Source organism: Bradyrhizobium sp. SOJA106, from assembly GCF_059448745.1.
Window position 1 is genome coordinate 6,033,321 of sequence record NZ_CM182549.1, and the last position, 14,740, is coordinate 6,048,060.

Here is a 14,740-nt window from a genome sequence, read left to right on the forward strand (position 1 = left end):
CGGACTGGAGGATAGAGTTGAGCATCTACATTTTAGTCGTTGATGACGAGCCGGATGTCGAAGCACTGTTCCGCCAGCACTTCCGGCGGGATCTGCGCGACGGCCGCTTTCTCATGGAATTTGCAACGTCCGCGTCAGCGGCGCTGCAGCGCGCGAGCGAAATTCGGGACGCAACCCTCATCCTGATCCTCTCTGATATCAACATGCCCGGCATGAGTGGGCTGGAAATGCTGCCAATCGTGCGCTCGGCCCGTCCCGACGTGCCCGTCATCATGATCACGGCCTATGGTGATACCGAAACCAGGCGCAAAGCACTCGAGAACGGCGCGGCCGATCTATTGATCAAACCGATCGACTTCGCGGCGCTGCGCCGGGAAATCGATGCAAGACTTGAGCAGGCCGCATGATCGCCACCATTCTGGTGGTTGACGAGCGAGGCCTCGAGCGTTGCGGCGCTGGCATTTTGCTCCCCTTCGTTCCGCGCTTATCAGATCAGACTATTTTCCTGTGGATTTCAGAATCGCGAAAGCTCGGCGAATACTTACAACCGGACGGAGCGCAGCGGCTATGAAACTACTGGGAGGCATCAGCCATGTCGCGAGGGCAGCACACCACGTTTAGGGCATAATCGTCACCGACAATGACCGTATAACAGCGGTCGTTCCATTCCGACGTACGGCTGCAAGCCGTATCTGGTGAAGAGACTCCAGCGCAGCCTAGACGAGGCGTTGCCTAATAACAGGGTGGGATTATCGATCGAACCAGAGTCATGGCAACTCTGCTGACCCGTTAAGGAGGCGAGATAGCCGTCGCAAATTTGCACTGAGGGAAACACTAGCGCAGCCGCCAACCCAACACCTTCCATCAATCGAAGAACCTGAGACGAGAAAGGTGCAGGCGTCGGATCGGGATTAACTTGCGGATTGCAAAAACACTCGAGCAGCGTGCGGGGGACCGGCAACAACGCGAGAAGGGTCTCGACGTTGTCGTGCAGGAGCGCGCACCTACATGCCGGACCAGGACGCCATTGTAACAGATCGGCTTGCCATCTCCTTCGCAATTAGCGTCTCATATTCTGTGGCCTTCATCGGCTACGCCATCTCCAGGCTCGGTGACAGATCAGCAGCGTGTGGCACATGACAACATCAGAATTTGCCCTACAAAAGACCAGACGTATACGATCAAGCCCCGCAGGAAATTTGTCGTCTTGGCGCCGGCGTAATCGGGTCTCGCCCAAGTCGGGTCGACCCGCAGCTTCGGACGCCACGGCCGCAGGGTTGGCTGCCCCGAAGAGACGAAAGGGACGTTCACGGGCCGCCAGTGAACGATAAGCAGCACGCCGCTCCGCACAAAGAAGCTACAGTAAAAAATTTCGCAGCTCCTCCTGGAAAATGGGTGCGCCAGGATCCTGCGAGAGCAACATATGATTTTGACCGGGCAGCGCGACGAATCTGGCGCCGGGAATTTCCGCGGCCATATCTCGACCCAAAGAGATCGGAACCCTGCGGTCGTCTCGAACATGCATCACGAGCGTAGGGACTTTAACTTGCTTGAGGAGAGGTCGGACGTCGAAATTGGCTACCGTTTCGAGGTAACGTACGGCGGACTCGGCCGAGGCGCTGAGACGCTGAAGTTCATTAAATGCGTCGACCTGTTCTTTGGTGGCACTCGGTAACATGGAGGATGTAAAAAGCTGCCGGAAGGTTGGCTCATCCGCGCCCCACCCCAGCTTCATCAGCGTTTTCATTGCCGCAAACCGCTCCTGATCGGCGGCCGAAAGAGTGGGATTTTTGTTGGCGCCGACAGCAAACCCGCCATAGAGGATCAGGTGCGTTACGCGCTCCGGATGCCGGACCGCAAATGCAATCGAAACGGCGCAGCCCTGCGAGAACCCGAGAAGCGGAAACTTGTCCAGCCCGGCCGCGTCGGCCACGCTTTCCATGTCCTTGACCCATGCGTCAAGCGAGAGCTCGCCTACATCCCAGTCCGAGAGGCCGTTGCCGCGAGCATCGTAGCGGACGAGCGTAAATGACGAAGCAAGCCCGAGCAGAAAATCTCGGTAGAGTGGGAGGTCCCAATCGTACTCAAGGTGGCCAAGCCAATGGGCCGATTTCAATAAGCCTGGTCCACTTCCGACCTTCGCATAGGCCAACCGCACTCCATCGGTGGCCCTGCAATAGCGGATGGTCTGTTTGAGATTTGCCCCGGACAGGACACGCGCCGCGGGCGATCCGTTCTTGTCCAGATCGATGGCATAGACTTCGATCGGTCGTGCGATGTTCTTGAGGTTTTGCCGGCCCAGCTCGCGAAAGGGCAGCTTCAGCTTACCATCGATCTGATCAAGGACCTGTCGGGAAATGCAGATGCCGCCCCGCACCGCCATGCCTTCGAGCCGCGCGGCGACGTTGACGCCGTCTCCAAAGATATCGCCCTCATCCTCAATGATGTCCCCGACATTTATCCCTACACGGAATTCGATACGTCGATCAGGAGGGATACTCGCGTTCCTCGTGACCATCCCGCGCTGGACCTCGACTGCACACTTCACCGCTTCAACGGCGCTCGAAAACTCCACGAGCATTCCGTCACCGGTCGTTTTGATAAGACGCCCGCGGTGCGACTTGAGCTTGTGGTCGACCAGCTCCCGACGGTGCGCCTTCAATCCAGCAAGAGTGCCTTCTTCGTCATCGCCCATAAGCCGTGAATAGCCGGCTACGTCAGCCGCCAAAATTGCCGCCAGCCGGCGCTCGACGCTCGCGTGAACCACGAAGTTTCCTCCGTCACCTGGCTCAAGCAGATCATATGCAGTGAAACGGCGCCAGTAAAAAACCCTCGTTAGGCGCCGGCCGGGCGTATCCGCTTTGGGCGTCAACTGCGTCGAGTCTCACGGTCGGGGGAGTCTGGGTTCCCCATGCGAGGAAGGCTGAGCCTCTGGGTGTCGGCAAAAAACAGAACTCGAACATTCCATTTTCGGGTTAGTCTCTCGGCCAAATTCCCAAATCGCCGGCAATTCTACCGTGCAACTAAAGTCCGCGGCCGGCGGGCAAGCCCTGCTAGGGGACGATCTATGGTGCAGTCATTGCCCAGCCGTACGGCTTTGGTGACATCGCTAATGCGAGCGTTGCATTCGCGCACCGACCCTTCTCCTCTGCTGGACGATCCCTGGGGCGATCGGCTCGTTCCCGAAGTCGAGCGCGAAGGAATGATCCAGCGGATTTTGGCACGCATGGATTCGGACGCGCGCGCGCGCGCAATGCGGACACCAGGTTGCGTCCTGGACGATTTTCTAGTGAGCAACGCCGCCTTCCCGGGAGTAGTAATCCGATCTCGCTACGCAGAGGATGCCCTGAGGGAGGCGACAATCAGGGGTATACGTCAGTATGTCCTGATTGGTGCCGGATTCGACAGCTTCGCGCTTCGCCGTCCCCCGTTTTCCGACGCTCTAAGAATCTTCGAAATAGACCATCCGGCGACGCAAGCCATGAAGGTTCAACGTATTAAGGAATGCGGCATCTCGATTTCGCCGTCCGTACATTTTATCGGTGCCGACCTCACGAATGAGGATCTAGCAACGGTATTGGCTCGCTCGGCGTTCCGAATGGACGAACCAGCATTCTTCTCTTGGCTTGGCGTTACGGTGTACCTGACGCGGAAGGCCAATTTGGCAACTCTGCGTGCGGTAGCGACTTGCGGCGCTCAGGGAAGCGAGCTTGTGTTCACCTACGTCGACCAAAGCGAGTTCGCCCCCAAAAGAACGCAGTGCACTCAGAACGAGAACGCCAAAGTGGTGGCGTCAATCGGCGAACCCTGGATTTCTGGCTTTGATCCCAATGAAATTATCAGCGATCTCGCCTCTGTTGGGCTTGAGCTGGTTGAAAATCTCGACGGAAAGGCAATGTGGGACCGCTACCGGGCCAGCACCACGCTCAGTCAACCGTCTGCCAGCTTGCACATAGCCCTGGCGCGCGTGGGTAAGGGACCGCGCATCAGCGGACACCGGCAAGCGTGGCACTGATGTCGCTTTCGGCAGCTTGCATGGCCTTGTTAGGGCCACCTTCAGGAAGCAGACATGGCGGCGCACTGAGCTAGGTCCGCCACTTCACATTCGCGTCGGTCTGGTCGCGTTCTCCGCACGTCCGGTGTGGCCTCAATTACTGCCATGCTGAGCAGAAACCTAAGGGGTGAGAAGCGGGCATTCGGGCATGCCCGCCAATCTAGCGCATCTGTGTAGTGATGAAGGTCTTCTCGGCGGCGCAGAACGTTTAGCAGCGGAAGCTTCGATGTCCAGTCTGCTGGCGGTCGTTTGACGCCCTTGGCGTCAGCCGCGATGATTGCAAGGCAGTCCACCCCGATCTCGAAGGATCTCGCCTTCGTCATGGCGCACCCCACCGTGGTCGACACCAAGCCGACGACCGCCACAACGACGGTCGTGGGCAACGGCGTCTACAAGAACAAGACGGAAGCCGAGTCAGCCGTGAAGACCACCAAGGTCTGCACCGAGCAGTAATCGCTCGGCGGCTATTCTGACAAGCTATTGGAGGAGACATGCCTGTCTTGATTTTGTGGGCCGTTACCGCTGTGCTCGTTGTGGGCGGCGTCGGCTATTTCCTGGTTCACGTGCACCGAGCGAACAGATTTGCGACGAACGGCTCGTCCGGTACGCCGGGCGGGCCGCCTTTCGTTTCGACTATCCCGCGAACGATGTCCCCGACCGGCCTCACCTGAGCGACCAGCTCACGATATCGGTCTTCGTACTCCCTGGCCATCCGGCTCGCGACAAAGCGTTCCTCGAATCGGGCGCGGACCTTTCTTCGATCCAAGCGGACGGCTTTCTTGATCGCCTCGATCGCCTGCTCCTCGCCGTCCACGATGAAGCCGGTGACGCCGTTCTCCCGACTTTCGAGCACGGATCCGGAGCGGTAGGCGATCACGGGCGTCCCGCACGCCATCGCCTCGATCCTGGTCTTCGAATCTCCGCTTGCGAACAGCGTGACGTCATGTCCGAGTTCGACCAGCTCATCCACCAGCCAGGCGATCACCCGCTCCGTGCCACCATACAGCTTTGGAGGAACGCTCTCGGCCAAGGGGGCAAGCTGGGCGATGCGCATCGATCAGCCACCAAAGACGATCCGCAAGCCGATCACGACGACGGCGGAGATGAGAAACGAGATCGCGAGCAGCGTCCAAAAAGGGGCCTTGTGCTTCCACGAGCTGCGCGCACGACGAGCATTTTAATGCTCGTCAGCATTCGCCTCGGGAGAGTCGGTGCAGGTAGACAATCCCGAAGCCGGCGAGTTCTTCGGTATCGCCTCTCTCGCTCTTCCGCTCTTTTCTGCAGGTGGCGTTCGAGTAGGCAGCGCCGGCTGTCCTGTCGGACCACGTCGGGGTGGCGCGCCCGGTAAACTGTCCAGGCGGTCTCCGTGGCATTCTTCAAGACGACGTCGTCGACCATCTTCACGCTCCACAGCGACCGATCCAATCGCTGGCAACTCAGGACCATCGGCAAAGTTTCCGGTTTTTCCCGGTCAAGCGAAGTCAGCCGAGAACGTGCATTCAGCACGCTTTGACACGGACCAGCTCGCGTGCCGCACGACGGCGCTGCAGGCGATGGCTTCTGCCAGAGCGCCCGGCGGCAAGAAACGGGGACGTCGCCGGCGCTGAGGCTGAAGACTCAGCTGCGGGTGCAGCGATCTCCGTCCGTATCTCGGCAGGCCTTGCTTCCATCAATTCGAGCACGGCGCGACCCTTCTCCGTGATGCGCCATCCGCCATTCAGACGCTCGACCAATCCTTGCGAGAAGATATCGAGCTCCGCGCGAGCGGCGAGGCGCTTGGTCCGCTCGGCCCAGTGGCGCCCGCTCGTCGCCAGAATGGCCATATCGCGCTTGAGGTCTGCCATGACGGCGAACCCGTCGGGATAGCTCACCAGGATCTTGAGCACAGTGAACTGGAAGTTACCCCGCCTTCCTCCGCCTACCGCCACATCGTCGGAGCTTCGTGAAGGGCTTCGCGTCCGACCTGCTTCAGCCTCTCGGGCGAGGTGTCCCCGTTTGTAGCCGCTTCCAGAATCCTTGAGGCCACGTGGGTGCGTGCTCCCGTCTCATAGCGCGAGACGTCTTCGCAGACCTCGTCGAAAACGGCGCGCAAGAGCGCGGTCGTGGTCGTATCGAACATGGGAACCCCCAATGCAAAAAGAGTTAGCGTATGGCAGAACGCTTCGCGGCGAATTCAACGATGTTAACGTCACCCCATCAGGCGAGCGAAATTTCTCGAACTTCCGCGGCGCAGCATGAACTGAGCCCAATCTGAACTTTCGTGTGTGGTCCAAGCTCGATGCTTCGGAGTGAAGCAGCCCTGGCGCCGAGCATCCATCGCCCACTCGCTGCCGGGTCCGGCACTACCGGCACTGGTGAGAGCTGTCGATCCGCAAGCAGCGGGGCCGCGCGATTAAAGGCGCAGCCTTTTGCGTTGCGTCACGCAACAGCCTTTCGTCACCACAATCCGCCGGAAAATGGATCGGCCCGCTCGAAGGCGAGACGCCGGTCGGGCATCCTTTTCTGCAGCTTTGCCGAGCGCTTCGGATGCGGGCGAGCCGCTGCGGGCGCGCGCACAGGCGTCTCTTTCTTCACCTCAGCGGCCGTAGCTACAGGCATTGCGGCCATGGCTTCGCGTACTTTTTGCTGGGGTTCTTCAGGGAGCGGATCGGCCTGCGCAATTGTCGGCAAGTCGGCACGCGGACGCGTGTCGAACACGATCTTCTCCGGAAGGCTCCTCGCTGAGGCGATTCGGATAATGGTCCTGTCCGGCTCGGACGGGCCGACCTGCTCAACCGGCGCTGGCAGATACCGGTCCGCAGCGAAGAGCAGCGCCAGCAGCAGGGCGCCGACGAAGACGAAATAACGAATGATCGGCATGAACGGCCGCTCGCAAATGAGAAGTCGGGTATCGGCCGAGGGCCGGATGGGGTGGCGGCCCGCTGCTTTCAGCGACCCGCCAGGAAGGCTTAGTCGATCTCCTGGACGACCGTGCGGGTCGACGGATCGATCAGCATCACGCGTTCGCCCGAGTAGACATAGCGGTACTTGGAGAGCGACGGCCCCCAATCGGCAGGCACCGCCTCGAGCTCGACTTCGCGCGGCACGGGCTGACCGATGACGATCTTCTCGCGGCTCTCCACAGGACGAACCTTGTGCTCGGTGACGTAGGTGCGGATCTTGGTGCGGTATTCCGGCTCGATCTGCACGGCGGCGGCATGCCCGGTGCCGGTGGTGGTCGTGACGACAGTGGACTGCGCCATGGCGCCCGTCGAGATCAGCGCGGCGGTCGCGCACGTCAGCATCAGCTTCTTCATCGAAATCTCCTGTCCGCAGGATGCGGCCTGCAAGAACCCGCGGATGATGGCAAGGTTCCGCAGTTGCAGGACGATTGCCGAGTTTTCCCGTCGGCTGCAGGCGTCGGGACGGACTGTCGGCGCATAATCCGAGGATGGCGCCCCTTGAGCGCCGGCCGAAATGGACCGATGCTAGACTGGGTGCAGCAATGGTGGAGAGATCAGTGAAACGATGCACCTTCATCGCCGCCGCGGCAGCCTCCGCTATCACGGCCCGAAGGCAGGTGCGTGCGGCCTCCAGGCTTTTCCGGATAGGTTGGCTCACGGCCCAGCGGGAGGCCAGCCTGCCCCCTTGGATTGACCGTTCCAGATGCAATGCTGGCCTCCGCCGACGAGCTGATCGAATGAGCGCATCGTCGCCGCCACGCTCTTCCGACCTCCGCGGGGACGCAGGATTTGCTGGCTCAGTGACGCAAGGGACGGTGGACAGCCGCCGGAGTACCGGCGGATGCCACTGGCGAACCTCAGTGGTGGTGGCGTCGGTTGCCGCGACCGATGTACCATCCGTAGTGGTGGCCGCGATTGCCATGCCATCCGCGGTGACCTCCCCCGTGACCATGACCGCCCTTCACTTGGATCACGTTTTCGTCCTGCATAGCCGTCGGCGCCATGCCCAGTCTTGCCGAAGCGACCTCCGCGCCGCCGAGCATCGACATAGTCAATACTGCCGTCGTCCATCCGAGCTTCTTCACTGAAAATCCTCCCGCGCGGGATTGCGCCCGGCATCAAGCGGACCGTGATAGGATTTGTTCCCAGCGCTTGATGGCCACCCGAAGCCGATCGCCGCCGTCAGCGTCGGTTCTGCTGTGCTTCGACACTCATCGTGCAAACAGTGATGAACACCTTCGGGTTCGAAAACGAGCCTCCGTTCCGGTCCCGCGAGTTCTCGCCTTTATCGCTGCGGCGCCGGTCTCGCTGCCATCCAAAATCTCTGCGCGCGACATGCAGAATGTGTAGATTAGCTCGAAGAACGGAGGGAACAGTGCGAAGGCGCGATTTCATCCAAGGGCTTGCCGCCGCCGCTGGCGTACCGGCAATCGCTCGTGCGCAGCAGGGTCAACCTGTCGTCGGATTCCTGAGCACTCGCTCGCCGGAGGAAGCCAAAACGCACACGAATGCCTTTCGGCGCGGGCTCGAAGAGATGGGGTACGTCGAGGGCCGCAATGTCGTCGTCGAGTATCGCTGGGCGAAGGGCGATTACGGCCAGTTGCCCCCGCTCGCCGCCGATCTGCGCGATAGGCGACCTTCGTTGGTGGTGGCGGCCGGCGATCCCGCGGCGAAGGCCGCGAAGGCGGCGAATTTTCCGGTCCCGATGGTCTTCGTGGTCGGCGAAGATCCCGTGCAAGCCGGCCTCGTGACGAGCATGAACCGCCCCGGAATGGCGACCGGCGTCAACTTCTTCACCGGCGATTTGGGAGGAAAGCGACTTGCGCTCCTGTGCTCGATGGTCCCTGCGGCCCGCGTGCTCGGACTGCTTGTGAACCCGCGCTTCGGCGCCGAGGCGGCCGAAGAACACAAGCGATCCATAACAGCCGCCGCCCGCACACTCGGACGCGAGCTCCAGGTCCAGCAAGCGAGCACCGAGCCCGAAATCGATGCCAGTTTTGCGGAGCTAGTCAAGGCAGGCATCTCGGGTCTCGTCGTGCAGAACGATCCGTTCTTCGACAGCCGGCGCGAGCAAATCCTGACGCTCTCGTCCCGGGATCGTCTGCCGGGCATTTTCCATATCCGGGAATTTCCGGCTGGAGGGGGTCTCATGAGCTATGGCGCCAGCCTTTCCGACACCTATCGCCAGTTAGGCGCGTACGCCGGGAAGATGCTTAGAGGCGCGAAACCCGACGAGCTTCCGGTTTCGCGGCCGACGAAGTTCGAACTGGTCATCAACACCAAAACGGCAAAGACACTCGGCCTCGCGGTACCTCCATCCATTCTGATCGAAGCAGACGAACTGATCGAATGATCGCCTATACCAGCCGATCTTTTCGCTAGTTGTTCGAACCGCCCCTCAAGGCCAAACTCTCATCGCTTCTGCAGTACGGTCGAGAGCGCCGAACCGTCGTTCAAAATAGAGAGGACTTCCCGCGAGGACAGATGCGCTGCGGCTTCCTGGAAGGTATCGCTCGCATCGACCTTGGCACGGCCGACCGCCAGGTTGGCGTCGACGGTGTCGGGCCTGACGGGGCGAGGAGGCGGCAGCTGAGCCAGGTGAAAGGCTAGGAGCGCGGGATCTCCACGCAGCTGCACCAACGCAGGTTTAATGCCGGCCTCCGCCGCCGCACTTAATTCGTTGGCCCGGCGCAAGACCGAAGGCGGCTCTCGGTCTTCAGGGGTGGCAAACAGTTTGCCGGGCGCGGGCCTGGCCGTCAGCGCCCCAATAGGAACCGCGAACAGCAGCCCCACGATGACCGGCGACATCCAGAGCAGAAGGGGTACCGAAACTGCGTAGGCGCTTGCCGCCATCGCAACGCCGCATAAGGTCGGGATGCCGTATTTCCGATAGAGCTCCCGGCGCTCCACCGTGCCGTCGTCCCGCCTTTGCGTCTGCCAGCCGGCATCGCGGCCGGCCAGAATCTCGACGACCGCGATGGACTGAAAGATCATCATCACGGGCGCCATCAGCGCGGATAGGACGATCTCGGCGAAAACTCCGGCCGAGGTTCGCAATGCGCCGCCAAATCGACGTCGCTCCGAGCCTAGCATCCAAACGAGGGCGAGGCTGAGCAGCTTCGGCAAAAGCAGCAGCCCCATGGTAGCGCCGAACACCCAGATGGCGAGCACAGGATCCTGGGCGGGCCAGGTCGGAAACAACGAGAAACCCTTGGGAAAATACTCCGGCCGCACGAAGCGCGCCTGCAGCGAGATCAGCATCCCCAGCAGCAGGAATACGAGCCACAGCGGCGCTGTCAGATAGGCCCCGATGCCCACCATGAAATGCAGCCGCGAGACCCAGTGAAGCCCCCGCGCAGGGACCACGGCGAGATGCTGAAGATTCCCCTGACACCAGCGCCGGTCGCGCGCCGCGAAGTCGAGCAGCGATGGCGGCACCTCTTCGTAGCTGCCGCCGAGCATTGGCAGCATGTAGATGCCCCACCCGGCCCGCCGCATCAGCGCAGCCTCGACGAAATCGTGGCTAAGGATGTGCCCGCCGAACGGCTTGCGCCCCCGAAGCTGCGGCAGCGCCGCCGCTTCGGCAAACGCCTTGACCCGGATGATCGCGTTGTGTCCCCAGTAATTGCCCTCGGAGCCGTGCCACCAGGCCACGCCGGCTGCGATCATCGGACCGTACAGCCGGCCCGCGAATTGCTGCACGCGGCTGAACAGACTTCGCGCGTTGACGATCATGGGAACCGTCTGGACGAGCCCGGCGCTCCGGTTGGTCTCGATAGCATGGACCAATCGGACGATGGTCTGCCCGCTCATGAGACTGTCGGCGTCGAGCACGATCATGAAGTCGTACACGGCGCCGAAGCGCGTGATCCACTCGGAGATATTGCCAGCTTTCCGAGCTATGTTGTTGGCACGGTGACGATAATACAGCCGTGGCGTCCCCACAGCCTGTCGTAACGCGAGGAGCGCCTTTTCTTCGGCGACCCAGATGTCCGGATCAGTGCTGTCGCTCAGGACGTACCAGTCGAACAGCTCTCCATGGTTTGTCGCTTCCAAGGACTCGATGATCGCGCGCAGCCGGGCTGTCAATCGGTGGGGGTCCTCGTTGTAGGTGGGAAGCAGCATGGCGGTGCGGCTTGCGATCGCAGGCAACTCCGCGTCTGGCGCGAAGGCGCCCGAACGATAGGCCAGCAGCACGAAGAAGCCGGCCAGCGCGGATGCGAACGAGAAGGCGACCCAGGCCAGCAGGACCAGAAAGAGTGCCAGCACCATGGCTTCGAGGACGGTGACGCCTCCCACCTCCAGCACTCGATACATCTCATAGCCGCCCGCTCCCGTGAGCGCCGCCGTCGAGAGCAGAATGAGACCGCGTCGCCAGGCCATTGCGGGCGCAACCGGCGCAGGAACGCGATCGGGGACCCGGTTCTTTCCGAGGTCGCCAGGAGCCATTGTGAGGGGCGACTCGCGCGGCAGCAGGCGCTGCGTCGCGATATCGCCGGCGACCGGCCGCGGCGCCGTGTTCAGGGTGCCCATCGGTAGACCCAGATTTCCGACAAGGGCTTGTCGCCCTCGGTCAGAAACGCCCGCAGCTCGATCGGCTCTCCCTTCACCGGGCACTGGAAGCTCAGCCGCCAACCGCCGGTGTAGGGATTGGGCTGCGTGACGATGTTCTTCACCTCGGACTTCTCCGCCGTGACGACGCCTTTGACGCCGGCAGGATCGATGCCGTTGAGGTTGTCGCCGACCAGATCGAGGACGAAGAGGCGGGCGTCTTCGCCCCTCGCCCCTATTCCGCTTCGCGTGAAGCGGGCCAGCGAATGCGGCTTCGGGCTATCAGGTCCCCAGTGCAGTCGATAGGTGTAGTTATGTTCGCGCTTGGCCTGCAGCGGATTCTTCGGCCGCCAAAATGCGGCGATGTTGTCGTGAACCTCCTCCTTGGTCGGAATCTCGAATAATACGACCCCGCCTTCGCCCCAATCGCCGATCGGCTCCATCCACAAGCTGGGGCGCTTTTCGAAGCTGGATTCGATGTCCTGGTAGGCGAAGAAGTTTCTCTCTCGCTGCATCAAGCCGAAGCCGCGCGGATTGAGATCCTGAAAGGTGCTGACCTGGAGATCGCGGGGGTTGCTGAGCGGCCGCCAAAGGCTTTCGCCCTTGCCGTTGAAGATCGCAAGCCCGTCCGAATCGTGGACTGACGGACGGAAATCGTCGATGTCATTGCGATCGTTCGGACCGTAGAAGAACATGCTGGTCATCGGCCCGAGACCGGCCCGCTGCATTTCGACCCGCGGATAGACAAACATTTCGACGTCGAACACCGTGGTGTCCCCAGGTCGCACCGTAAATCGATAGCTCGCTGCGCAGCTCTTGCTGTCGAGCAAAGCATGGATGACCATCGAGGTCGCGCCCGGAGCCGGCCGCTCGAGCCAGAAGGCTTTGAACAGCGGAAATTCCTCGCCCTTGGCTTCGCCGGTATCGATCGAAAGCCCCCGCGCGGAGAGCCCGTACGTCTGCCCCTTGGCCACAGCGCGGAAATAGCTCGCCCCGAGGAAGACGCATACCTCGTCGTAATAGTCGGGACGGTTCATGGGCGCATGGATGCGGAAGCCCGCGAACCCAAGATCGCTGTCCTCGAACGCCGGGACCTTCTCGCCGAAGGAAAAGTCCGCTTTGCGGTACTTGAGCTCTGCGGCCTTTCCCTCGGAGACTTCGAAGACGTTTACTCTGTTCTTGTAGAAAAAGCCGCGATGAAAAAACTGCGCCTCGAAGGGAAGATTTTTGCCGTGCCAGAGCGCACGCTCCGGCAAAAAGCGGATCGAACGATACTGATCGTAGTCAAGGCCCTTCAACCCGCCAGGCAGGCTCTCGTCCGGCGCCTCGAACGGCTTGGCTGCCAGCGCACGGGCTAGATCCCTGACGGTGGACGGGCCGAACGCATTGTCGGGCGCGGCGGCGAAGCCGCTCCGTGAAGCGAGCAGCAACGCCGGCAGCACCGCCGACCCTCGAACAAGCTGGCGTCGGTTCACGTGCACTCCTCGCTACTGCTGCCGCGGCCAAGCAACGGCCAGCGCGTCTGCGAGTTCCATTGGCCGCCACCATTGGCCGAAGGCTGGCTGGAGTTTGGGATTCAAGAGGCCGGCAGCCGAGGCGGCGTTAGTGCTGTTCGACGTTAGGAAGCCGTGTGTGGCTCTCCGGCGGTGCGGATGTCGAGCAATGGATCAAATGACACCTAGGACAGGGAAAGCTCTCGCAATGCTAAGGGTCACAACGCGAAAAACTCAGACTGAGCAAATCTGAGCCGATGAGCGGATCTCCGAGAGACAGAGCGCAGTTTCGCAGGTGGGCCAGGCAGCTGGGAAGTGGCGTTACGCTATAGGTAGGCTTTTAAGAAACCCCGCCCGACGGACCGGACGGGGCTTGGTAGTGCGATCTTACTCGCCGTTCTTGCGCGGCCGCGACCACAGAAGGGTGTAGCCTTCACCGCCCTCGTCATCGAACAGGTTCGCGTAGATCGGAGCGTTGAACGAGGGATCATCGAGCTTGAGCGAGAGGTAGTCGCGGCCCTCCTCGGAACGCTTCGACCAGGCTGCCCCGATCTCCGCCCGGCCCACATAGATACGGTGGCTGGGAGCGTTGTCGTTCGATCGGTTCGTCTCGGCGACGATGCGGACGCCCTTGGTTTGCAGGCTCAGGGTGACGATCTCGCCCTGGAAATCGTTGCCGACCTTCTTGAAAGAACCGATGTTAGCCATGTCACTTCTCCTGTTGTGTTTCGAGCCCGCGACCACCGCGGCCTCGATGGCGATCTGAACGCCGAGGACGATCGGCGACGCACCCGCTCGGGCCGGAGCGCAGCGGAGGACGCCGTTGGAGCGACTTTCTTGTCTCGCGAGGAATGGGCGAAGCCCAGGGGAAGAAAGTCGCATCAACGGCGTTGCGGCTCGGACGATCGAGGCGAAGCCGGTCTTCGGCCAGATCACGCCATCAACGAGGCCACGTGCGTCCGCGTGCTGAACCACAATCTCTGGAGAAGCATGGCTATCTCGGTTTTGATGAACAAGAGGTCGGAACGATTCAGCGCGCGAAGAGAAACAATCTGCTGCAAAGGGCGGCATCGTCTCTCAAGAACCGATCGAGATAGGATCGCTCTGGCGCGGTTGCGTGGACCAGACCTTGCCGGCAGCTTGGTCGAGGAGTTCCGAGGAGGACGGCCTCTCCCGCGCTCAGGTTTCGATCATCTCCCGTTCGCCGCGCTGATCTACGCGAACCTGTTCGATGAAGGCGGGAAACGGTCATCACTCGGCCAATGCGGCCGTAAGAAGCGGTTAGGACACCTTCTCCACCACCCCGCCCGGCTCCAACGGGCGGGGCTCCGCCAAAACCATCAAGCGCGTCCATGACGTGACGCCAATGCAAACCGCGCCTAGGCAAGCGAAGACCTCACGCCAAGCCAGCGAAGGCCCCCCGATCTGGGACAGGGCGAACACCATGTGATAGCCAGCGGCGGCAGCGGGAACAGCGAATGCCGTCGCGATCGCGATGCGCAAGAGCAATGACCGGGTAATACCGACGGCGACCTGGCCGAGGACGAGCGTCAGCGCACCGCCGGCCGTTGCGATAAGCAGCGCGCCAACGAGGCCGGCGCCGCTCTGAAACGCCGCCATCCCGCTACTCAGTGCGACAGGGCATACACTGCGAGCGCGAAAATCGCCCAGCAGAATAGGCCGATGCCGAGTGTCTTGAG

General features: G+C 61.6%; 15 protein-coding genes and 2 pseudogenes. 5 read left to right on the forward strand and 12 right to left on the reverse strand.

Going from position 1 to position 14,740, the window contains the following annotated elements; all coding sequences use genetic code 11:
• Window positions 1–17 precede the first annotated feature (17 nt).
• Together AC5V87_RS28395 and AC5V87_RS28400 are read left to right on the forward strand one after the other, a co-directional pair.
• A complete protein-coding gene (locus tag AC5V87_RS28395) occupies window positions 18–407 on the forward strand; it encodes a response regulator (protein WP_495368450.1) in 390 nt (129 codons plus the stop codon).
• Complete coding sequence (locus AC5V87_RS28400; protein WP_495368451.1) at window positions 404–571, forward strand: hypothetical protein; 168 nt, start codon at window positions 404–406, stop codon at window positions 569–571. The genes AC5V87_RS28395 and AC5V87_RS28400 overlap by 4 nt, the downstream gene beginning before the upstream one ends.
• A gap of 786 nt (window positions 572–1,357) precedes the next feature.
• On the opposite strand, the gene AC5V87_RS28405 is transcribed toward AC5V87_RS28400, so the two are convergent.
• Window positions 1,358–2,767, reverse strand: a complete 1,410-nt coding sequence (locus tag AC5V87_RS28405; RefSeq protein ID WP_495368452.1) for an alpha/beta fold hydrolase — start codon at window positions 2,765–2,767, stop codon at window positions 1,358–1,360.
• Window positions 2,768–3,067: 300 nt separating this feature from the next.
• On the opposite strand from AC5V87_RS28405, the gene AC5V87_RS28410 reads away from it, so the two are divergent.
• Complete coding sequence (locus AC5V87_RS28410; protein WP_495368453.1) at window positions 3,068–4,015, forward strand: class I SAM-dependent methyltransferase; 948 nt, start codon at window positions 3,068–3,070, stop codon at window positions 4,013–4,015.
• 312 nt (window positions 4,016–4,327) lie between these two features.
• Entirely contained in the window at window positions 4,328–4,507 is a 180-nt protein-coding gene (locus AC5V87_RS28415) for a hypothetical protein (RefSeq protein ID WP_495372041.1), read from the forward strand.
• A gap of 106 nt (window positions 4,508–4,613) precedes the next feature.
• On the opposite strand, the pseudogene AC5V87_RS28420 reads toward AC5V87_RS28415, so the two are convergent.
• The 7 genes and pseudogenes from AC5V87_RS28420 to AC5V87_RS28450 all read right to left on the reverse strand — a co-directional run.
• A pseudogene (locus AC5V87_RS28420) lies at window positions 4,614–4,958 on the reverse strand (glycosyltransferase); the annotation flags it as partial.
• A pseudogene (locus tag AC5V87_RS28425) lies at window positions 4,941–5,108 on the reverse strand (glycosyltransferase family 4 protein); the annotation flags it as partial. The pseudogenes AC5V87_RS28420 and AC5V87_RS28425, both read right to left, overlap by 18 nt.
• A gap of 445 nt (window positions 5,109–5,553) precedes the next feature.
• The gene (locus AC5V87_RS28430) at window positions 5,554–5,898 is read right to left on the reverse strand and encodes a hypothetical protein (RefSeq protein WP_495371960.1); all 345 of its coding nucleotides are present in this window, start codon (window positions 5,896–5,898) and stop codon (window positions 5,554–5,556) included.
• 74 nt (window positions 5,899–5,972) lie between these two features.
• The gene (locus tag AC5V87_RS28435) at window positions 5,973–6,173 is read right to left on the reverse strand and encodes a hypothetical protein (protein ID WP_495368454.1); all 201 of its coding nucleotides are present in this window, start codon (window positions 6,171–6,173) and stop codon (window positions 5,973–5,975) included.
• Between the two features lie 317 nt (window positions 6,174–6,490).
• Window positions 6,491–6,913 carry a hypothetical protein gene (locus AC5V87_RS28440; RefSeq protein ID WP_495368455.1) on the reverse strand — a complete coding sequence of 141 codons (423 nt, stop codon included), beginning with the start codon at window positions 6,911–6,913 and terminating at the stop codon, window positions 6,491–6,493.
• 89 nt (window positions 6,914–7,002) lie between these two features.
• Window positions 7,003–7,350 carry a DUF1236 domain-containing protein gene (locus AC5V87_RS28445; protein WP_495368456.1) on the reverse strand — a complete coding sequence of 116 codons (348 nt, stop codon included), beginning with the start codon at window positions 7,348–7,350 and terminating at the stop codon, window positions 7,003–7,005.
• A gap of 503 nt (window positions 7,351–7,853) precedes the next feature.
• The gene (locus AC5V87_RS28450) at window positions 7,854–8,081 is read right to left on the reverse strand and encodes a hypothetical protein (protein ID WP_495368457.1); all 228 of its coding nucleotides are present in this window, start codon (window positions 8,079–8,081) and stop codon (window positions 7,854–7,856) included.
• 290 nt (window positions 8,082–8,371) lie between these two features.
• On the opposite strand from AC5V87_RS28450, the gene AC5V87_RS28455 reads away from it, so the two are divergent.
• The gene (locus tag AC5V87_RS28455; protein WP_495368458.1) at window positions 8,372–9,349 is read left to right on the forward strand and encodes an ABC transporter substrate-binding protein; all 978 of its coding nucleotides are present in this window, start codon (window positions 8,372–8,374) and stop codon (window positions 9,347–9,349) included.
• A 59-nt stretch (window positions 9,350–9,408) separates the two neighbouring features.
• Here AC5V87_RS28455 and mdoH read toward each other — a convergent pair whose 3' ends face one another.
• The 4 genes from mdoH to AC5V87_RS28475 all read right to left on the reverse strand — a co-directional run bounded on the left by mdoH (window position 9,409) and on the right by AC5V87_RS28475 (window position 14,660).
• Entirely contained in the window at window positions 9,409–11,529 is a 2,121-nt protein-coding gene (gene mdoH / locus AC5V87_RS28460; protein WP_495368459.1) for a glucans biosynthesis glucosyltransferase MdoH, read from the reverse strand.
• Window positions 11,517–13,022, reverse strand: coding sequence for a glucan biosynthesis protein G (locus AC5V87_RS28465; RefSeq protein ID WP_495368460.1), 1,506 nt, complete (start codon window positions 13,020–13,022; stop codon window positions 11,517–11,519). The genes mdoH and AC5V87_RS28465 overlap by 13 nt, the downstream gene beginning before the upstream one ends.
• A 405-nt stretch (window positions 13,023–13,427) precedes the next feature.
• Window positions 13,428–13,748: a DUF736 domain-containing protein gene (locus tag AC5V87_RS28470; protein WP_495368461.1), complete on the reverse strand. Its 321-nt coding sequence runs from the start codon at window positions 13,746–13,748 to the stop codon at window positions 13,428–13,430.
• A gap of 573 nt (window positions 13,749–14,321) precedes the next feature.
• The gene (locus AC5V87_RS28475) at window positions 14,322–14,660 is read right to left on the reverse strand and encodes a hypothetical protein (RefSeq protein ID WP_495368462.1); all 339 of its coding nucleotides are present in this window, start codon (window positions 14,658–14,660) and stop codon (window positions 14,322–14,324) included.
• Window positions 14,661–14,740 lie beyond the last annotated feature (80 nt).